Source organism: Vitiosangium sp. GDMCC 1.1324, assembly GCF_003044305.1.
Lineage (GTDB): Bacteria > Myxococcota > Myxococcia > Myxococcales > Myxococcaceae > Archangium.
The window spans coordinates 58,408-78,732 of the sequence record NZ_PZOX01000025.1 but is presented as its reverse complement, the minus strand read 5'-3'; the positions used below and the strand labels follow the sequence as shown (position 1 = coordinate 78,732).

Annotated in this window: 12 protein-coding genes; 7 read left to right on the top strand and 5 right to left on the bottom strand. The window is 68.8% G+C overall.

The features are described 5' to 3' along the window. Positions 1 to 63 precede the first annotated feature (63 nt). The 3 genes from DAT35_RS47205 to DAT35_RS47195 form a co-directional block, all read right to left on the bottom strand. A complete protein-coding gene (locus DAT35_RS47205) occupies positions 64 to 1,365 on the bottom strand; it encodes a hypothetical protein (protein WP_199243219.1) in 1,302 nt (433 codons plus the stop codon). A 406-nt stretch (positions 1,366 to 1,771) separates the two neighbouring features. Next, entirely contained in the window at positions 1,772 to 2,413 is a 642-nt protein-coding gene (locus DAT35_RS47200) for a protein-L-isoaspartate(D-aspartate) O-methyltransferase (RefSeq protein WP_108075927.1), read from the bottom strand. Between the two features lie 168 nt (positions 2,414 to 2,581). Beyond that, complete coding sequence (locus DAT35_RS47195; protein WP_108075926.1) at positions 2,582 to 3,895, bottom strand: peptidoglycan-binding protein; 1,314 nt, start codon at positions 3,893 to 3,895, stop codon at positions 2,582 to 2,584. 180 nt (positions 3,896 to 4,075) lie between these two features. On the opposite strand from DAT35_RS47195, the gene DAT35_RS47190 reads away from it, so the two are divergent. The 6 genes from DAT35_RS47190 to DAT35_RS47165 all read left to right on the top strand — a co-directional run bounded on the left by DAT35_RS47190 (position 4,076) and on the right by DAT35_RS47165 (position 16,115). Further along, positions 4,076 to 4,438, top strand: a complete 363-nt coding sequence (locus DAT35_RS47190) for an STAUR_1299 family protein (RefSeq protein WP_108075925.1) — start codon at positions 4,076 to 4,078, stop codon at positions 4,436 to 4,438. A 99-nt stretch (positions 4,439 to 4,537) separates the two neighbouring features. Beyond that, the gene (locus tag DAT35_RS47185) at positions 4,538 to 5,740 is read left to right on the top strand and encodes an alanyl-tRNA editing protein (protein WP_108075924.1); all 1,203 of its coding nucleotides are present in this window, start codon (positions 4,538 to 4,540) and stop codon (positions 5,738 to 5,740) included. A 90-nt stretch (positions 5,741 to 5,830) separates the two neighbouring features. Beyond that, positions 5,831 to 7,309: a hypothetical protein gene (locus DAT35_RS47180; protein WP_108075923.1), complete on the top strand. Its 1,479-nt coding sequence runs from the start codon at positions 5,831 to 5,833 to the stop codon at positions 7,307 to 7,309. A gap of 131 nt (positions 7,310 to 7,440) precedes the next feature. Beyond that, positions 7,441 to 10,287 (top strand): ATP-binding protein, encoded by a 2,847-nt coding sequence (locus tag DAT35_RS61465; protein ID WP_108075922.1) that lies wholly within the window; start codon positions 7,441 to 7,443, stop codon positions 10,285 to 10,287. 296 nt (positions 10,288 to 10,583) lie between these two features. Then, complete coding sequence (locus DAT35_RS47170) at positions 10,584 to 14,828, top strand: M4 family metallopeptidase (protein WP_158502166.1); 4,245 nt, start codon at positions 10,584 to 10,586, stop codon at positions 14,826 to 14,828. A 3-nt stretch (positions 14,829 to 14,831) separates the two neighbouring features. Next, a complete protein-coding gene (locus DAT35_RS47165) occupies positions 14,832 to 16,115 on the top strand; it encodes a hypothetical protein (protein WP_146210167.1) in 1,284 nt (427 codons plus the stop codon). A gap of 83 nt (positions 16,116 to 16,198) precedes the next feature. On the opposite strand, the gene recG is transcribed toward DAT35_RS47165, so the two are convergent. Both recG and greA read right to left on the bottom strand, forming a co-directional pair. Further along, the gene (recG, locus tag DAT35_RS47160) at positions 16,199 to 18,967 is read right to left on the bottom strand and encodes an ATP-dependent DNA helicase RecG (protein ID WP_108075919.1); all 2,769 of its coding nucleotides are present in this window, start codon (positions 18,965 to 18,967) and stop codon (positions 16,199 to 16,201) included. Between the two features lie 92 nt (positions 18,968 to 19,059). Further along, positions 19,060 to 19,572 carry a transcription elongation factor GreA gene (gene greA / locus DAT35_RS47155; RefSeq protein WP_108075918.1) on the bottom strand — a complete coding sequence of 171 codons (513 nt, stop codon included), beginning with the start codon at positions 19,570 to 19,572 and terminating at the stop codon, positions 19,060 to 19,062. 195 nt (positions 19,573 to 19,767) lie between these two features. Between greA and DAT35_RS47150 the strand changes: the two genes are divergently transcribed. Then, the gene (locus tag DAT35_RS47150; RefSeq protein ID WP_108075917.1) at positions 19,768 to 20,298 is read left to right on the top strand and encodes an FHA domain-containing protein; all 531 of its coding nucleotides are present in this window, start codon (positions 19,768 to 19,770) and stop codon (positions 20,296 to 20,298) included. Positions 20,299 to 20,325: the final 27 nt, after the last annotated feature.

Genomic DNA, 20,325 nt, shown 5'->3' with positions numbered 1-20,325 from the left:
CACGCCTCCCCGCGGCTGCGTTGCTCGATGGAGGGCAATGCCCTCCCCAGGCGCCCGGCTCAACTAACGATCATCGCCGTCACGCCCCTCGGAAGCGGGGACGACCGGGCTGACCGCTTGGAGCGCCCCCGTCAGCACCCAGGCCCTCTGGCTGGGAGCGAATCGCGGAGCCAGATAGCCATCATTGATCTCCCGAGTCACCGCGAAGCGATTGAAGGCGGTCGCGGGGATGAACAACCTCGTGTTGTCCGGGAACCCGTCGGAGGCCGTGTCGACGTCTCCCTCGCTGGCCGAGACCACTCCGTCACGGTTCGTGTCCACCCTCGCGACCTCCAAGGCGTAGGCGAGGAAGAGGCGGCGATTCAGATTGTTCTCCCAGGGGAAGAACGAAGCCCGCCGCACAAAGACATCCAGGAACACCTCATTGGCGAGCCCACTCGGGATGAACCGCTGGCGGAATTCACGCTGGGAGTCCACGTCCGCGTCAAAGAGATCCGGGTCGCGGGGGCGATACGGACTATCGCCATACACATTCGCCTTGTTCTTCACACCGAAGGGCCCCGAGCCTGGAACGAGCGACGACAGCTTGCCGATCTCCCCATCCTCGAAAGCATCAGGAGGTGCTCCAATCCGATCCGGGAAGCCTCCGGTAAAGGGCAGCTCGTAGAGTGGGTGAATCCAGTTCGTGGTGTAGTTGAACTCCCAGTAGTTGTGCGCATCGGACTGCTGTAGGGAGTTATACGCCCCCATGCTGAGCTGAAGAGGGACGACGTTGGTCTGGAACCTGGGAAACCGGTCGCTTTCGCTCGGAAACCGGACCGCGTTGCCATCGGTCGTGAAGATGTGTCCGGGAACATTGTTGCCGGACCCCATCCTCGCGAGGTGAACGGCGTCTTCGCCGGTGATCTTTCCGAACTGAGCATGCCCATCGGGACGCGGAGGCGCGACCGAAGGGACGACCAGGTCATGGATCATCCAGCCCTCGTACCAGCCGCTCTCGTTGTTGATGACGAAGAGCCCCGAAATGTCCGTGAACACGTCGATGAACGCACGGACGTTGTTCGGATCCGTGGGGAGCCCCGGCTTCGGCTCGACGACGAGTCGCACCGACCCGACGGTGGGCAACCCACAATTCCCGCCCGTGACCGTCTTCATCGCGGTGTCGTTGACGCCTGGAATGACACTGACGAAGACGTTGCGCTCGAAGCCGCTGGTTTCCAGGAGGTAATACTGGAAGAGCAAGCTCGGAGACGGAGCTTCCCCGTAGACCTGGAGCGGCAGGATCGAGTGGGGCCGGTCGGCGAGCTGGACGAGCCGAGCCTTGAGCGGGCCAGGCAATGAGACGACGTCGCCGCGATTGGCCACGGTTGCCACATCCTCGGCCGCATGCGGGTTGGGGTGGCAGGGCGGTGGCGGTTGCTCCGCCCGCGCATCATGGGCCGTGGCCAAGGTGAGGCCAATAATGGCCGATGAAACACCGACAAACGCGTTGTTTCGCATTCTATCAAACGCAGACATATTCTTGAAGGCTCGCATCTTGCGCCTCCTTTGGGCTACCTGTTCTCGCTCTGAAATCATGCGGCGAGCGCGACGAAGCGTTCCCCTCGCAGCCCACCGGCACCCCTGGAAGAATGCCCTCCCCCGTTTTTGAGCCGGCGCAGATCTAGTCTCGTGCCAGATGCCCGGCTACCGCACGTTCGTCCGCGTGATGAGCGCAGAAGGCAACGACCCATGGCGGTCGCCTTGGAAAGTCAGACAAGCCACGGACCTGTCAGTGCAGGAACTCGGGCACCGGCGTGCTCGTCATCGGGACGAAACGCACGGCCAGCAGCTTCTCCACCCTGGGCGACTCCCCCAGGAGTGGCCGGGTGATACGGATCAGCTCCTGCCCTCCATGCCGCGGACCCACCGGCAGGACCAGGCGCCCTCCCGGCCGGAGTTGCTGATAGAGGGCGGGGGGCAGCCGCTCGGGGGCGGCGGTGCCGAGGATGGCGTCGAAGGGCGCCTCCTCCGGCCAGCCCGCCGAGCCATCGCCTACCCGGAAGTGGAGGTTGTGGAGGCCCAGCCGTCCGAGCCGCTCGCGGGCCGACCTGGCGAGCTCGGGAACGACCTCCACCGAGTACACCTCACCGCAGAGCCTCGCGAGCACGGCCGCCTGGTAGCCCGAGCCCGTGCCGATCTCCAGCACCCGCTCCCCGGGCTGGGGGCTCAGCGCCTGTGTCATGAAGGCCACGATGAAGGGCTGGCTGATCGTCTGCCCATAACCGATGGGCAGTGGCGAGTCCTGACCGGCCGCGCTCCGCAACGACTCCGGGACGAACTCCGCCCGCTCGAGGCCTTGGATGGCCTCGAGTACACGTGTATCGGAGATGCCCTGCCGCCGGAGTGCCTCCGCGAGCTCCATGTCTCCCATGGGGCAAAGCCTAAGCACGCGTGGGACATGGTGCGGGCCCTTGCCCGCCCCCCATCAGGGCAGGCGGCCTGCGCACCCGGTTGCCCCGTCCCTGGAGCGCGCCCCGAAACGCGAAGCGGGACGCCCGGAACCCGCCCGGACGCCCCGCTCGGCTTCATGGGATGTGACTCAGGACAGGGTGCCGTAGCCCTTGATGACGGCCGAGTCGGCCGGGTACTGGCGGCGGCGCACCTGGTCGCTCGAGTTGCCCTCGATGGTCTGGATCCAGAGCTTGCCGTCCTTCTTGAAGGTCTTCTCGACCATGCCCACGTGGTCGGCCCAGCCGTTCTTGCCCTGCCAGTCGAAGGTGACGGCATCACCCGGCTGCGGGTTGTTGCGGCCCTTCCAGTTGCCCTGCTTGGTGATCGCGTCCTGCACGCCCTGGGCGGACGCGGTGTTCATGTGCAGGCCCGCCTTGGTGGCGCAGTAGCTCACGAAGTCCGCGCACCAGGCCTCGCCCGGCCGGCCGAAGAACTTGGAGAACGGGTTGGCGTTGCCCGCGCCCTCGTGGAAGCCGATGTGCGTGGCCGCCTCCGCCAGCATCTTCTGCTGCTTGGAGCCCGGCGCCGCGCCACCATCCACACCACCGGTACCGCCCGTGCCACCCGTGGACGGGGGCTTGTTGCCGCCCGTGGACGGCGGCTTCGGGTGGGCCGGATCGAAGCGGTCGCCCTTGAGCGCGCTCCACGTCTTCGGGCCGATGATGCCGTCCTGCACCAGGCCGTGCGACTTCTGGAAGGCCTTCACCGCCGCCTCGGTCTTCGGGCCGAAGATGCCGTCGAGCGGGCCGGGGTTGAAGCCCGCCGCCTTCAGCTCCTTCTGCGCGTCCAGCACCTGGGCGCCCCGGCTGCCCTCCTTGAGCAGGCCGTTGAGCGTGGCGCTCGGCTTGGAGCCCGTGCTTGTCGTGGGTTTGGAGCTCGGCTTGTCCGTCCCCTGGGTGCCACCGGTGCTCGCGCCCGCGAACTGCTTCATGCGCGACAGCACGTCCTTGCCGTAATCGTGGCCGGTGGTGACGCTGTCCGGATCCCTCCCGTTGCGCAGCGCCTTCTGCACGTTGCCCGGACCCGCGTTGTAGGCCGCGAGCGCCGCCTTGGTGTTGCCCTTGAAGAAGTCCAGGTTGGAGCGGAGGATCTCCGCGCCCTTCATGATGTTGGACGCCGGATCCATGCCGCCGTGGTGCGAGTTCAGCCAGGAGCCCCACGAGCGATCGTCGATCTGCATCAGCCCGCGGCCGTGGCCCCCGTCACCCTTGATGTTGCGGCCCCCGGTCTCGCGGCTCATCACCGCGTAGATCATCGCGGGGTCCAGGTTGTACTTCTTGGCGGCGGCATCCACGTAGGGAGCCCACTGACGGTACTGCGCCGGAATCTGCGACGAGCTGGTACGCGCGGCGGCCGACGTGGACTGGGGCTGCACGCGCTGAGCGACGGAACCGACGGTCATGACAGGACTCCCTGGGGGGCTCCCGGGGCTGCGGAGCGGGATTTTTCCGGATTATCGCAGGGCGTGAGAAAGAGTTGCTTCCTCGCCCCGTCGTTTCCCGGACGCACCGCCCGTGCGGGAGCAACTCCCCATTGCGCTTCCGGAAGGGGCATGGTGGGAATCCGCGCAGGAGGAATACCCATGGACGCCGCCGCCGACGAACTGCTCCGCCTCGCCTTCGACCGCGCGCCCGCCATCGAGGCCAATCAGGCCATCGCGCGCATCCGCGCCCAGGAGAGTGACGAGCTCTCCGGCGCCACCAGCTACGAGCTCGTCCTCCCCGCCGAGAACGTCCGCGCATGGCTGCTCGACTACACGCTGCCGCGCCTCGTGGACTACCTCGAGTCGAGCGGCGCGAAGCTGCCCCACTGCAGCGGTGTGTTCCTCTCCGTGTTCTCCGGGGACACGCTCCACTTCCTGCATGCGAAGGACGTGGTGGAGTTGCTCTCCCGCTGGAGCGGCCTGTCCATGGCCGAGCTCAAGACGCGCTACGGGCCCAGGTAAGGCGGGCTCGGGCGGCGGACGCTGGGTCCCGGTCCGCCGTCTGCCCGGCGAGCTTGCTCCCCGCGGCCCCTCGTCCCCCGTGTTATCCCTCCCAGAGCCATGACCCCCACCGAGCGCCTCTACTACAACGATCCCTTCCTCCTCCGGTTCACCGGGCGCGTCCTCGCGCATGGCACGTGGAACGGCTCCCCCTCCGTCGTGCTCGACCGCACCGCCTTCTATCCCGAGGCCGGGGGCCAGATGGCCGACCGGGGCGTGCTCGGCGGCCGGGCCCTCCGCGACGTGCAGGTGGATGACGCGGGCATCGTGCACCACGTTTTGGAGCTGCCCGAGGGCATCGGGCTCCCAGAGGTCGGCACCGAGCTGTCCGGGGAGATCGACCGAGTCCGCCGCCGCGTGCACATGGCCCTGCACACCGGCCAGCACATGCTGTCGCGCGCCCTGGTGGACGTGGCCAACGCCCACACCGTGTCCTCGCGCCTGGGCGAGACGGTGTGCACCATCGACGTGGACCTGGACGTGCTCGACGAGCGGCGCGTCGCCGAGGCCGAGGACCTGGTCAACTCCATCATCGATGACGACATCACCATCCGCGCCTTCTTCCCCACTCCCGAAGAGCTGGCCGCCCTCCCGCTGCGCCGCGCGCCCAAGGTGACGGACAACATCCGCGTGGTGCAGATCGGCGAGTTCGACGTGTCACCCTGCGGTGGCACCCACTGCACGCGCTCGGCGCAGGTGGGGATGATCCGGGTCATCGGCGTGGAGCGCTACAAGGGCAAGGGCCGCGTCCTCTTCTCCGCCGGACGCCGCGCCCGCGGCGAGCTGTGGAACGAGGCCGGGACACTGCGCTCGCTCGGTCGGGCCTTCTCGTGCGGACCGCTCGACGTGCCGGCCTCCGTGGACAAGCTGCGGCGGGATCTCACCGACGTCCGCGAGGCGCTCGGCGCGGCCCGGGCGAAGCTCGCCGAGTCCACCGCCGCCGAGCTCGCCGCGCAGTTGGCGCAGTCCCCGGACAAGCGCGTGGTGGCGGTGCTCGATGGGGCCACACCCGAGTACCTGCGCTCCGTCGCCGCGCGACTCACGAGCCACCCCGAAGCCGTGGTGCTGCTCGCCGGCCGCTCGCCCGAGGGACTGTCGGTGCTGATCACGCGAGGCAGTGGCTCCAGCTTCGGCTGCGGTGCCTTCCTCAAGCGCGCCGCCGAGGCCGCCGGGGGCCGCGGAGGTGGCCGCCCCGAGCACGCCGAGGGCCGCCTCCCTCCGAACACCGACTGGACGGCCCTCGTGACCTCGCTGCTCGGCTGAAGCGCTCGGAGCTCGTGCGCGCCACTCGGGGGAGGTCCCGTAGCGGCCAGCCATCCCACGGTGATAGACGGCACCTGGGGGTCAATCACCATGCCGCTTCTCTCCGCATCCACCGCGCTCCTGCTGCTGGCTGCCGCGCCAACCACGAGTGCATCCTCTTCCTCGGACTTCCACCTCCACGAGGGCCTCCCCTCCGGCTTCAAGGTCGACGGGAAGCTCGACGAGTGGAAGCAACCACCTTCCCTCCTCCTCGGAGGCTCGAACCAGGTGGCCGGCAAGTCCAAGGTCGCCTCTCCCGCCGACCTGTCCGCGAAGATCTGGCTCGCCCTCGGCACCGAGGGACTCGCCGTGGCCGGAGAGGTGCGGGATGACCGCGTCCAGCTCTCCACGAAGCCCGAGCACATCAACGACGATCACGTGGAGATCTGGCTCTCCCTGCCACAACCGGCGATGCCGCCCATCGCCTTCGTCAACCAGTTCGGTGACCAGGAGCTCCCCACCGCCGAGTCCTGCAAGGACACGGAGCGGCCCATGGACGACATCGAGGCCTGCCAGACGTGGTGGAAGGAGCAGGTGGAGCACCGCAAACAGCTCGTGCGCGCGTTCACCCTCCAGTACGGGCTGCTGTCCGGGAGCGTGGTGCGCTACGGCCCGAAGGACACGGTCGGCTCCATCCGCTACGAGCCCATGGATGGCGGCTACCGGTTCGAGGCCCTCATCCCCCCGAGCGCCTTCCCGCGCACCGCCGAGGCGCCCCTGCGCAACCTGAAGGTGCTCGTGGACCTGGTCGACAGCGACGAGGGCAAGGGCAAGCTGGAGACATTCCTGTCCTCCTCGCCGCGCCGCAAGTTCGGCGACCCGTCCACCTTCCACGCGGTGGCGCTCGCCAAGCCGCTGCGGTTCGGCGCCTGGCCCGATCTGTTCGAGCGCGCCCTGAAGGCCAACGAGAGCGCCTCCTATCAGCCAGGGCCGGACGTCCAGGCGCTCCAGGCCTGGATCAACCCGGCCCGGGGCTACCAGTACGCGCCCGAGGAGGACAGCCCCATCGCGGTGGACATCGACCTCTCCAAGGTGGAGTCCGTGGGCAAGCTGGGCGACGTGGAGCTGGTCTCGGTGCCCGGACAGAGCGATGGGATGGGAGGCATCGATCGCTGGATGGTGTCGCGCCGTGGCCAGCAGATCCTGGACACCCAGAACATCGGCACGAGCACCCTCCGGCTCACTCCACGGGCACCCGGGCTTCACATCCTCCGAGTCTACGAGGGCACCCAATCCCCGCTGGGCACCGGCGCCTGTGGGGCCTGCCCCGAGCTGGACATGTACCTCGTGAAGATGGATGCCCAGGGCCGGTTCTCGACCCTGGAGACGATGGATCCCATCTACAGCCAGGGCGAGGAGATCACCTGGAAGGCCACGCCCGACCTGTCACGCATCGAGGCCTCCGTGAGCGCCGACGAGGCACCGCCCAAGCTCGTCCTCCGCTACACGTTCGACCCGAAGACCGGCGCCTACAAGAAGGAGACCTTCGAGCAGGCCCAGGACGGCGTGGCCGGCGACACCACCCCCTGACGCCCCAGGTGTAGGCCGCCCAACGCTGGACACCTCGGTGACCGAGAATCGCGGCCGTTCCCGTTCACTGCCGGGCGCTGGGACGGGACGGCCGCGGGCACTCGCGTGGCCGACCTGTCACGCTGGCGAGCATGCACTCCTTGCCGGACACGCACGGCTTCGCGCCGCCGCGGCTCGAGCAGCTCCTCGAGGTCGTCACGGATGGTGTGCTCGCGCTCGACGTCCAGGGGCGGCCCACCTACGTCAACACCAGCGCCGAGCGCATCCTGGGACGCGGCCGCGACGAGCTCCTGGGCCGCCAGCTGTGGCGGGAGCTGCCCGAGTTGGAGGAGACGGAGCTGGGCCTGGCCTGCCAGCGCGCGCTGGCGGAAGGGGTGCCCACCACGGTGGAGGAGTACCTCGCGGCCCTGGGAGCCTGGCTCGAAGCCCGGGTGTTTCCCACCGGCGAGGGCCTGCTCGTGCTGCTCCGGGACGTGACGGAGCTCAAGCAGGTGGAGGCCGACTACGCGCGCCTGCACACGCTCGTGATGAGCGCCCCCGCCGTGGCCTTCGTGACGCGCGGGCCCCAGCACGTCTTCGAGCTGTCCAACCCGCGCCACCGGCAGTTGCTTGATGGGAGGCAGGTGCTCGGCCGGACCGCTCACGAGGCCCTGCCGGAGTGGGAGGACCCGGGAGTCCTCGAGGCACTGGACCAGGTCCTCGCCACCGGCGCCCCCCGCGTGCTGGAGCAGGTACCGCTCGGGATGGAGGGCTCCCGCGGCGGGCGCGAGGAGCGCCTCTTCCACCTCACCTGCCAGCCGTTGCGCAACGCGGCCGGACGGGTGGACGGCGTCGCCTCGTTCGCCTTCGAGGTAACGGACCTGGTGCGGGCGCGCCGGAGGGCGGAGCTGCTGGCCGAGGACCTGAGCCGCAGCGAGGCGCGGTTCCGCTCGCTGGTGGTGGCCACCTCCACCATCCTCTGGACGACGGACGCCACGGGCGTCATCCATGAGGACTCGCCCACCTGGTGCGCGTTCACCGGCCAGTCCTATGAGAAGTGGCGCAGCGGCACCGGGTGGATGGAGGCCATCCACCCCGATGATCGGGCCCGGGCGTCGGCGGTGTGGAAGCGCGCGTTCGCCAGCCGTGGGCTCTACGAGGTGGAGTACCGCCTGCGCCGCGCCGATGGGACGTACACCCCGGTGGTGTCGCGCGGCGTCCCCGTGCTGGAGCTGGATGGCTCCGTGCGCGAGTGGGTGGGCTCCATCACCGACATCACCGCGCAACGGCGCGCACGCCAGGCGCTGGAGCTCATCTCCGAGGCGAGCGCCGTGCTCTCCTCCACGTTGGATCTACGCCAGGCGCTGGAGCGCCTCACCCGGTGCCTGGTGCCGCGCTTCGCCGCGTGGTGTGGCGTCTACCTGCGCGAGGGCGAGGGCCCCATCGAGCGGGTGGCCTTCACGGACGTGGACCCCCTCCGCGCCCTGCGGCTGCGCAAGGCGGGCCGGCTGTTGGACGTGCCCCGGGAGTTCCGCCAGGTGATGGAGAGCGGCCGGCCGGAGCTGTTCCCCGCCCTCACCGAGGAAGCACTCGCCTCGGAGCCGGACGAGTCCCGGAGGGAGTTGCGGCGCGCCTTCGTGGGCCTGCGAGGACTCGTGGTGCCCATCATCGTGAACGGGCGCCGCCTGGGCGTCCTCCTGCTGGCCGTAGGCGAGGGTCTCCGCGCCTATGACGCCGACGACCTCCGGGTGGCCGAGGAGCTGGCGCACCGGGCCTCCATCACCCTGGAGCACGCGCGCCTCTTCGAGCTGGCGCGCCAGGAGCGGGACCGGGCCGAGGAGGCCAACCGCGCCAAGGACGACTTCCTCGCCACCGTCTCGCACGAGCTGCGCACGCCGCTCACGGCCATCCTCGGGTGGGCCAGCATCCTGCGCACCAGCGCGCTTCCACCCGAGCGGCAGGCGCGAGCGCTGGAGACAGTGGAACGCAGCGCCAGGGCTCAGGCGCAGATCGTCGATGATCTGCTGGACATCTCGCGCATCGTCGCCGGGAGGATGCGTCTGGAGGCACGGCCGGTGGAGATGGCCACCGTGGTGGAGGCAGCGCTGGACACGGTGCGGCCGGCGGCGGTGGCCCGGAACATCCGCCTGGAGCCGGAGCTCGAGTTCGGCGTGGGACTCGTGCAGGGAGACGCCCAGCGGCTGCAGCAGGTGGCGTGGAACCTCCTCACCAACGCCATCAAGTTCACGCCGGAGGGCGGCCGGGTGGAGGTCCAGCTGCGGCGCGTGGAGGCGCACGTGGAGCTGGAGGTGGCCGACTCGGGCCAGGGAATTCCTCCGTCCTTCCTCCCCCACGTCTTCGAGCGCTTCCGGCAGGCGGACGGCAGCGCCACCCGCAGGTACGGAGGCCTCGGCCTGGGGCTGGCCATCGTGCGCTATCTGGTGGAGCTGCACGGCGGCACCGTCCAGGCCCACAGCGAGGGCGAGGGCCGCGGCGCCCGCTTCATCGTGCGGCTGCCGTTGACCGGGACACGCGCCTCGGAGGGCTCGTCCCCACGGACCACCCCGTCGCCCGCGGAGAAGCTGCTGCCCGAGCACCTGCCCGATCTCTCCGGAGTGCGCGTGCTGGTGGTGGACGACGAGCAGGACACGCGCGAGCTGCTCCGGGTGGTGCTGGAAGAGCGCCGGGCACACGTGACGACCACCTCCAGCGCGGCCGAGGCCTTCGAGTCCCTGGTGCGTGAGCCACCGGACCTGCTCGTCTCGGACATCGGCATGCCGGACGAGGACGGCTACGCGCTCATACGCCGGGTGCGAGCCCTTCCTCCGGAGCGTGGAGGCCGGGTGCCGGCCACGGCCCTCACCGCCTTCACCCGGCTGGAGGATCGGACGCGAGCCCTCGGCGCCGGCTTCCAGGGGTACGTGCCCAAGCCCGTCGATCCCTCCGAGCTGGTGATGGCACTCGCCAATCTGATCAACCGGTTCGGTGCCGCGCGATAACGGCCGCCCACGGCCTCCGCCACTCGGAATCGACAGGAATTCAGAGCCTCCCGACGATTCATCGTGGCCGATCGCTCGAATATGGGGTCCGGCCCAATTCAAATGAATTATCCATTTGTGTATATTCACCACCCGCTGCGCTGGCGGTGAACGGTCCAGGGACGAAAGCCCCGAAGGTCAGCAGGTCGGACTCCTGACCCACCAGCGGAGTGTTCGCTCCCGGAGAAGGCATCCCCCCAACAGGTGCCCCGACGGGAATCTCCCTCGACGCAGTACGGTGGAGTCATCTCATGTCCATGCCGTGGCCTCGTTGGCCTCTGCTCCTCGCCGGTCTCCTCACGGCGGGTCCATCCCTGGCGGCGGGTGAAAAACTCACCCCCCTCTCCCAAACCGCGTTGGTGCAGCTCCGAGCCCGGGAGCTGTCTCGCATTGCGGATTCCCAGACAAACCTGAAGGCCCAGACACTCAAGCTCGGACTGAGCTCGATGGATGACTTCCGGTTGTCTGGCGCGAACACGGATCGCTTCGGGCAGACGCACGCCCGCTTCGCGCAGCTCTACCAGGGCGTACCGGTGTGGGGGGCCATGGCCATCACCCACATGAGTGCCTCCGGGCTGAACCAGCCGGTGACGGCCGACGGCCTGCGCAAGGGCATCCGCCTGGGTGTGAATCCGACGGTGGACATGGCGGATGCGATCTCCCTGGCCACCCTGGAGCTGGCGCCCCGCGGCCTCCTCAGCGCCCGGCCGACCGCCGAGCTCATCGTCTATCCGCAGACGCAGCTGACGAACCGCTTCCCGGAGAAGCCGTACGCGAAGCGCAACGCGGAGGACTTCACCGAGGAGGTGGTGGGCTACAAGCTGGCCTGGCACGTCCACACCGAGCTGGACAACCGGGTGGACGGCATCAAGCACACGGACTTCATCCTCGACGCGCAGTCGGGCGATCTGCTCAAGAAGTGGAACTCGCTGAAGACCGCCGCGGCCATCGGCACGGGTCACTCCCAGTACAGCGGCGACGTGAAGCTCGACGTCTGGAAGCTCAAGGATGGCACCTTCGAGCTGCGCGACACCACCCGCGCGCTCGGCGAGGGCATCCGCACGTATGACGTGGCGCACGCCGAGGTGCAGGACGGCGAGATTCCCGAGCTCGTCATCTACACCGACCCGGACAACGTCTGGGGCGACGGACAGAACTACGAGGATGGCGGGGACACGCAGAACGACAACGGCCAGACGGCGGCCGTGGACGCGCACTATGGCCTGCTGACGACGTGGGACTTCTACAAGAAGGTCCTCGGCCGCAACGGCATCGATGACCTGGGCTCGCCCACCTACAACCGGGTGCACGCCAGCTACCTCTACGACAACGCCTTCTGGAGCGATGGCTGCTTCTGCATGAGCTACGGCGACGGCTCCTACCCGGATCCCGGTGGCTTCAAGTCCATGGCCGCGCTCGACGTGACGGGCCACGAGCTGAGCCACGGCGTCATGTCCCAGACGGCCGATCTCATCTACTCCGGCGAGTCCGGCGGCCTGAACGAGGCCAACTCCGACATCTTCGGCACCATGGTGGAGTTCTGGACGCATGGTGGCCGGGGCGCCACCATCGGCAACACCGGCGGCAACTTCCGCATCGGCGAGGACCTGAGCGATCCCCCCCTGCGCGTCATGTACAAGCCGTCCCTGGACGGCAAGAGCCCGGACGCCTGGTACCCCGGCATCGGCAACGTGGACGTCCACTTCAGCAGCGGCCCGATGAACCGCGCCTTCTACTTCCTGGCGCAGGGCGCGAAGTCGACGGACACGGCCAACGACTATTCCAGCACGTACCTGCCCGGCGGCATGACGGGTATCGGCAACGACAAGGCGGCGGCCATCTGGTACCGCGCCATCACCACGTACCTGTACCCGTCGGCCAACTACATGGCGGCCCGTACGGCCAGCCTCCAGTCGGCGGCGGACCTCTTCGGTGCCTTGTCCAGCGAGTACCGCGCGGTGCAGAACGCCTTCGCCGCCATCAACGTGGGCTACACGGCCGGCACCTATGACGACCGCACGCCCCCCACCGTCAGCACGAACATCTCGGGCAGCGCCCCCACCCTCCACCTGAACGCGGTGGCCACGGACAACGTGGGCATCAAGCGCGTGGAGTTCTTCGTCGACGGAGCCCTGGCGGGCACGAGCCGCGCCCTGCCCTTCACGGTGCCGCTCGACACCACCCTGCTCACCAACGGGCCGCACCTGTTGACGGCGGTGGCCTACGACGCGGCGGGGAACCGCGGCATGTCGGAGCCCACCACGTTCACCGTGACCAACAGCTTCGAGCAGATCCTGCGGGATCCGGGCTTCGAGCTCGCGGGCGAGGGCTGGGAAGCGGATCCGCGCGGCAACATCAACTACCCGTCCAGCGGGGCGCGCACGGGCCTGGGCTACGTGTGGCTCAACGGCTACGGCGCGTTCCACATCGACAACCTGTACCAGGACGTCACCATCCCGGCCTCCGCCACCAAGGCCGCGCTGACCTTCTACCTCAACCTCACCACCGAGGAGACGGGCACCACGGCCAACGACACCTTCGTCGTGCAGGTGCGCGACACGTCGGGTGCGGTGGTGGAGACGCTCGCCACCTGGTCCAACCTGAACCCGACGCTCGGGTGGGTGCAGCGCAGCTTCGACCTCTCCGCCTACGCGGGACAGACGATCCGCATCTACCTGGAGGGCAACGAGAACAACTCGAAGGCCACCAACTTCAAGCTCGATGACTTCGCGCTGCGCGTGACGGACTCCGCCGATACCGAGGCGCCGATCGTGAAGGCCACCGTCCTCAACACCGGGACCCAGGTGGGCCTCTTCGCGGACGTGTCGGACAACGGCTATGTCGGCGCCGTCGAGTTCCTCCTGGACGGCACGTCCGTGGGGACCGCGGCGACGTCGTTCGCCCAGGCCGTCACCCTCTCGACGCTGAGCAACGGCTCGCACACGCTCGTGGCCAAGGCCGTGGACGCCGCGGGGAACGAGGGCTCGTCGGCCCCGGTGACGTTCTTCGTCGACCTCACCCGCAAACAGATCGTGCTCAACCCGAGCTTCGAAGACACGTCGACCGCGGGCCGGGCCGCCTGGCCGATCACGACGACCCGCGCCGGTTCGGCCGGGGTCCTCAACTCCGCTGACCTTGCCCACTCGGGCAACAGGTCCTTTGCCTTCTTGTACACGGGCCTTCCCTCCAAATCGGCCACCCGCCAGACGATCACCGTTCCGGCGGACGCCACCTCGGCCATCTATAGCTTCTGGCTGCTGATCTACACGGGCGCCTTCACGGATGGCGTGGCCCACCACACCATCACCGCGAAGGTGCGGGACTCCAGCGGCACGGATCTGAAGACGCTCGAGACGTTCTCGAACCTGGATGACACCGGCGCCAAGTACTTCGAGCACCGCTACGACCTGAGCGCCTACAAGGGGCAGGACATCCAGATCTACTTCGAGGCCGATCTGCTGACCCCGGGGCAGGTCTCGGGCGGCGTCACCTATTTCTTCATCGATGACGTGACGCTGAACACCTCGGGTGTCGCGGATACGTTGCCTCCCGCGGTCAGCCTCTCTGCCATCGGCAGCTATGGCTCGATCGGGCTCTCCGCCACCGTGAGCGACAACATCTGGACGTCGAGCCTCGAGTTCTTCGTGGACGACGAGTCCGTCGGCGACTTCACCGACGCCAACGGCGGCCCCTACACCGCGTACTTCAATTCAACCTCGCTGACCAACGGCGTCCACCACGGCAAGGTGAAGGCGACGGACTCGTCGGGCAACGTGACCACGGCCACCGTGGACTTCGAGGTCCGCAACTCCACGGTGACCGACGTGGGTGCCCCGAACGTCACCGCCAGCGTGGACGGTGTGTTCGAGGTCCGCGTGCTGAAGGCCGATGCCACCGATGACACGGGCGTCACCGCCGTCGAGTTCTACGTGGACGGCGCCTTCCAGGGCCGGGCCACCGCGCCACCGTACTCGGTGCCCTTCAACCCCATGCCACTGTCGGTGGGCATGCACACCCTGGAGGCGGTGGCGTTCGACGCGTACGGCCACTCCAACAAGGCGGCGACCACCTTCACGCGTGAGGCCGTCCTCGTGACCATCGAGGCGCCCAGCGTCGTGTTGCCGGTGGGCGGCTCGGCCACCTTCACCGCCAGCGCCACCAACGTGGTGGACACGTCCGTGCGCTGGTCCGTGAGGGAGGGCCGTATCTGCGGCACTGTCAGCGCGACCGGTACCTACAGCGCGCATCAGGTGCCCGGCATCTGCCATGTCGTCGCGACCAGCACCGCGGATGTCAGCGCGAGCGCCGCGGCAACGGTCAAGGTCTTCACCGGCGATCTCAACGGAGATCACGTCGTGGACGGTGAGGACATGGGTCTGATGGCCCAGGCTTTCGGCTCCAGCGAGTCCGGCTCCTCCTACAGCGAGGAAGCGGATCTCGATGGCACCGGCGCCGTGGACGACAACGACGTCACCCTCTTCGTCAGCCAGTTCGGACGGTAACCCATGAAAACGTTGACCAAGCTCATTGTTCCGCTCCTGATTGGAACGCTGGCCGCCTGCACCGATCCCGATGCGGGGCCGGTGACGGTTGCCCCGAAGACCGCCACCGTGAAGGCCGGTGACAAGACGACCTTCACCGCCACCGTCAAGGATGCCAAGGAGTCGAAGATCCTCTGGTCGGTGGAGGGAGGCGACTCCCACGGCACCATCTCCAGCGCGGGCGTCTACACCGCGCCCACCGAGGCTGGCACCTACACCGTGGTGGCCACCAACGCGGTGGACTCCTCGAAGAAGGACACGGCCACGGTGACGGTCGAGCCGGCCGTCGTCGTCCGGATTGCTCCGCTCGGTACCCAGGTGGTGACCGGAGGCACCGCCACCTTCACCGCGAAGGTGACGGGGGCCGAGGACACCTCGGTCACCTGGTCCATCCAGGAGGGCGAGGCGGGTGGCAGCATCACCGCCGAGGGCGTGTACACGGCGCCCGCCACGGCTGGCACCTACACCATCGTCGCCACCAGCGTGGCGGATCCGACCCGCAAGGGCACCGCCGAGGTGACGGTGACGTCGGTGAGCGTGAAGCTCTCCCCGGAGACGAAGACGAGCGACCAGGGAGCCACCACGGCCTTCATCTCGGAAGTCACGGGCACCCGCGTCACGGCGGTGACCTGGTCCGTGGAGGGCGGCGACAGCAACGGCACCATCACCAGCGCGGGCGTTTACACGGCGCCGAACCATCCGGGCTCGTACACCGTGTGGGCCACCAGCGTGGCGGATCCGTCGAAGAAGGCCTCCGCCACCATCACCGTGCCGGTCGCCTCGGGCATCGGCTACCAGGATCCGGTGGGCATCGGCTGGCGGCTCGTGAAGAACGCCGCGGCGTCCACGGACAGCCGTCTCGTGCTGGATCTGGTGGGCCCCGAGGGACAGTCCGGCCGCGGCGTGGACCTGACGCTCTCGGTGGACTCGGCCCGGGCGAGCTGGACGAAGGTGTCCGACGCGGACACCGAGTACGTGGCCAACCGGGCCTTCGACCTGGGCAGCGCGCCCCAGCTCTTCAAGGGCGGCGTCAAGGCGGACACCCTCAGCGTGGGCGTGTACCAGAAGGACGCTCCGGCGAAGGAGTACACCGGGGCGCTGATCTCGGTGGCGCTGGATCTGAAGGGCAGCGACTCGCTGCCGGCGGGCACGCGCGTGCCCCTCTCCGTCGTCAAGGCGCACGCGCTGCCGGACAGCGGCACGCTGGCGTCTATCAACGTGGCCGTGGGCGCGATCACCACCCGGTGATTCCTCCCATCCGGTAGTGCGAATACGAACGGCGGCCTCCTCTCGAAGGGGGCCGCCGTTTTCGTTTCCCGAAGGCGAGCGCCCTACCCCACCCGGGCGAGCGCCAGCCTTCCCTCCCAGCGCTCCTCGAGTGCCTTCACCAGGCCCTGGTGCTCGGAGGACTCGAGCCGGGGATCCTTCGCGAGGATGCTCCGAGCCTCCTGCTGCGCCAGCGACAGCAGGTCCCCATCCCGGGCCAGGTTCGCCACCGCCAGCTCCGGCATGCCGCTCTGGCGCGTGCCGAGGAACTCACCGGGGCCGCGGATCTCCAGGTCCTTCTCCGCGATGACGAAGCCGTCGCTGCTGTGCTCCATCACGCCCAGCCGCTCCGAGGAGTCCATCGAGGAGCGCGCCAGGTTCGCCACCAGGTAGCAGAAGCTCACCGCCGCGCCACGGCCCACGCGGCCGCGCAACTGGTGCAGCTGCGACAGGCCGAAGCGCTCGGCGGACTCGATGACCATCACCGACGCGTTCGGCACGTCCACGCCCACCTCCACCACCGTGGTGCACACGAGGAGCTGGATGGTCCCCGACCGGAAGGCGTCCATCACCAGCTCCTTCTCCTCGGGCTTCATCCGCCCGTGGAGCAGCCCCACCTCCACGCCCGGGAACACCTGCCGCAGCTTGTCCGCCCCGCGCGTGGCGTCCTCCAGATCCAGCTTCTCCGACTCCTCCACCAGCGGGTACACCACGTAGGCCTGGTGGCCCTTGGCCACCTCGGACGCCACCGCCTCGTACACGCGCGCCCGCTGTTTGTCGTTGAAGACCCGCGTCTTCACCGGCGTGCGCCCCGGGGGCAGCTCGTCGATGATCGACACGTCCAGGTCCCCGTACAGCGTCATCGCCAGCGTGCGGGGAATCGGCGTCGCCGTCATCACCAGCACGTCCGGGGACAGGCCCTTGCTCATCAGCATGTGCCGCTGGAGCACCCCGAACCGGTGCTGCTCGTCGATGACCACGAAGCCCAGCTTGTCGAAGGCCACCTCGCCCTGGATGAGCGCGTGTGTGCCCACCGCCAGGTGGATCTCCCCGCGCGCCACCGCCTCGCGGATCTCCCGTTTGCGCTTCGCCGTCCCCGCCGCACTCACCAGCCCCACCTTGTAGCCCAGCGGCTCCAGCAGCTTGCGGAAGGTGCGCTCATGCTGCTCGGCCAGGATCTCCGTGGGTGCCATCACCGCCACCTGGTAGCCGTCCTGCAACGCCAGCAGCGACGCCACCACCGCCACCGCCGTCTTCCCCGAGCCCACGTCCCCCTGCACCAGCCGGTTCATCGGCTCGGCGCGGCCCATGTCCTGGGCGATCTCCTCGATGACCTTCTTCTGCGCCCCCGTGAGCTGGAACGGCAGCGCCCCGCGCGCCTTCTCCAGCCTCGGCGCCGACACGTCGAAGGTGATGCCCTTCTCCGTCTTCACCCCCTGCCGCTTCAGCCCCACCCCGAGCTGCAGGAAGAAGAGCTCGTCGAACGCCAGCCGCCGGTGCGCCGGGCTCAGGTGCCGATCCAGCATCTCCGGGTCCGCGTCTCCCGGTGGGAAGTGGATGGACCGCAGCGCCTCGGACAGCGTCATCAGCTCCAGCTTGCGGCGCAGCGACTCGGGCAGCGGCTCCTCCACGTGGTGGGAGTAGGACTCGCTCACCACCGAGGCCAGCTCCCGGAACATGCGCTGATCACCCCGCTCGAAGCCCGGGTACACCGGGACGATCCGGTTGAAGTGCACCGAGGACGCCTCAAGGTCCTCCGCCGGCTCGATCTCCGGGTGGGCCATCTCGCGCCCCGACATCGACGCGCGCACCTCGCCGGACAGCACCAGCCGCTTGCCCACCGGGAAGCGCTGCTTCAGCCACGGGCCCGCGTTGAAGTACGTGGCCGCGATGCTCCCCGAGCGATCCGCCACCACCGCTCGGAAGTAGCGCTTGCCCGTCCGGCCTGGCACGAAGTCCGCCAGCTTCACCACGCCCACCGTCACCCCTCGCTCCCCGGGCATCAGCTCGGCGATCGTCTGCAGCTTGCGGCGATCCTCGTAGCAGCGCGGCAGCAGGAAGAGGATGTCCCCCACCCGCTTCAGCCCCTTCTTGTTCAGCGCCGCCAGCAGTCGCGGGCCCAGCTTCTTGCCCATCGTCTTGAGCGGAATCGCCAGCGGCCCCGAGCGCGGCGCGATCGACAGCAGCTTCGCCTCCGCGCGCGACTCCTCCTGTCCCTTCGCCACCTTCTTCTTGCGCTTGGCGGCGGGCTTCCGGACCTCCTCGGAGACCAGAGCGGGCTGGGCGGCCGTGGGCTGGGCGTCCACGGACGGAGCGGGGCGCTTCACGGGCGCACGCGTGGACAGCACGGTGCCGGACCTCGCCGCCGGGGGCACGGGTCCTCCGCTCCTGGCGGAAGGGCCTTCCGTCATGGGTCTCGGTGGCGCGGTCCGCGTTCCCGGGGCCACGGGGAGGGGCTCCGTGGACTTCCACGGGGGAACTCCCTCGAGCGGGCCCTCAGCCCGTTCCCCGCCCGGAGGCGGAGGGGCGGCGGCCGTGGCGACCTGCGCCAGCTCCTCGGGGAGCGGCACACCGCTCAGCTTCAGGCCCGCCACCACCCTGCGCAGCGCCGCCTTGCGCCGCTCCAGCGTGGGATGGTCCACGTGCGGCAATGCCGCTCGCAGTTGCTTGAGCGCTTCCGCGTCCACCCCCGTCGCCCCCGCCAGCGCACGCTCCAACAGACTCCGCAGGTCCTTCACCGTCGACAGATGGGCGAAGTCACTCCGGCATGCGTATTTCAGGGGTCCAACGAGGCTGGCGAGCGGGTGGTTCACAGGGCGTTCCGAGCGGTTCATCCTAAGGCGCCACCGTCACCCTGCCCACCCAAACGACGCAGGGGAGCGAGCTCGCGCCCGCTCCCCCGCTCGACCGGACAGGATGAAGGAACTCAGCCCTCCTGCACCGGCTCGTCCTCGGGATCCTCGAAACGGATCTCCTGCACCTCGTACTCGCGCGTGCCGCCGGGGCTCTGCACGGTGGCGATGTCGCCCTCCTTCTTGCCGATGAGCGCACGCGCCACCGGCGACGTCACGGCGATCCACCGCTTCTTCAGGTCCGCCTCGAGCTCGCCCACAAGGCGGTACGAGACCGTCTTGTCGGTCTCCACGTCCAGCAGGTCCACGGTGGCGCCGAATACGACCTTGTCCCCGCCCAGCTTGGAGGGATCGATGACCTCGGCCCGGGCAATCCAATCGTTCAGGTCCAGGATGCGACCTTCGATGTGGGACTGCTTCTCCTTGGCCGCGTGGTACTCGGCGTTCTCGCGCAGGTCTCCGTGCGCGCGCGCCACTTCGATCTCCCTGGAGATCTTCCCGCGCTCAACGGATTGAAGGTGCTTCAGCTCCGCCTTCAGCTTCCGCAAACCCGAGGGGGTCATGGGAATGTTCCCGCTCCCGCTCATCGACACTGCTCCTTCCCACGGCAAAAGGTGAACGCCAAAGCCCGCCGCCGCCAGTGTCACGATGGCGGCGAGCGGGCCGAAAGGGAAACTGTAGGAGAGGTATGACAGCCGGGTCAACGAAACCCGCCCGTCGCACCAGCGACGACACACCTTCCGCCCCCCGGGACCGCCGGACTTCTGGCATGCTGCCGGACCGTGCTGTCCATCCAGGAACTGCGCGCGCTCGGCGCGTCACTGTCCGTCGGGGCCTTCCGCCGTCAGCTCGGCCCCTTCGTCCTCATCCAGCGCCCGCCCGGCCGGCCCGTGTCCGCCGTGCTCGCGGCCACGCGCGTGGCGTCCGCCTCGGACATCGAGAAGGGCATGCTCTCGCTGCTCTTCGAGTTCGAGGACCTGCTCATCACCACCCTCCCCCCGCTGACGCGCGTGGAGGAGCTGAGCGTGGGCCGGCTGCCGGACTGCGATCTGATGATCGACGACGCGTCGGTGTCCAAGCGCCACGCCGTGCTGAACTGGAGCGAGCCCCAGGGCCGCTGCTCGGTGCGCGACGTTGGCTCCACCAACGGCACCTTCCTCAACGGGGCCACGATCGGCACGCGCGAGGCCACGCTCAAGGATGGGGACATCCTCAGCTTCGGCAATGTGCAGTTCTGGTACCTGATGACGGACACGCTGCATGCCCGGCTTCAGGGCCCGCCCTCCGGGAAGACGTCCTTCCGAGGCACTTGAGCCCCGGAGGCTGACGCGGACGGAGGC

Excerpts from the sequence above, each read along its gene's own strand:
- DAT35_RS47200 (WP_108075927.1), bottom strand. The coding sequence starts at position 2,413 with ATGGGAGACATGGAGCTCGCGGAGGCACTCCGGCGGCAGGGCATCTCC.
- DAT35_RS47165 (WP_146210167.1), top strand. The coding sequence starts at position 14,832 with ATGAAAACGTTGACCAAGCTCATTGTTCCGCTCCTGATTGGAACGCTG.
- DAT35_RS47170 (WP_158502166.1), top strand. The coding sequence starts at position 10,584 with ATGCCGTGGCCTCGTTGGCCTCTGCTCCTCGCCGGTCTCCTCACGGCG.
- DAT35_RS47195 (WP_108075926.1), bottom strand. The coding sequence starts at position 3,895 with ATGACCGTCGGTTCCGTCGCTCAGCGCGTGCAGCCCCAGTCCACGTCG.
- DAT35_RS47185 (WP_108075924.1), top strand. The coding sequence starts at position 4,538 with ATGACCCCCACCGAGCGCCTCTACTACAACGATCCCTTCCTCCTCCGG.
- recG (WP_108075919.1), bottom strand. The coding sequence starts at position 18,967 with ATGAACCGCTCGGAACGCCCTGTGAACCACCCGCTCGCCAGCCTCGTT.
- greA (WP_108075918.1), bottom strand. The coding sequence starts at position 19,572 with ATGAGCGGGAGCGGGAACATTCCCATGACCCCCTCGGGTTTGCGGAAG.
- DAT35_RS61465 (WP_108075922.1), top strand. The coding sequence starts at position 7,441 with ATGCACTCCTTGCCGGACACGCACGGCTTCGCGCCGCCGCGGCTCGAG.
- DAT35_RS47180 (WP_108075923.1), top strand. The coding sequence starts at position 5,831 with ATGCCGCTTCTCTCCGCATCCACCGCGCTCCTGCTGCTGGCTGCCGCG.
- DAT35_RS47190 (WP_108075925.1), top strand. The coding sequence starts at position 4,076 with ATGGACGCCGCCGCCGACGAACTGCTCCGCCTCGCCTTCGACCGCGCG.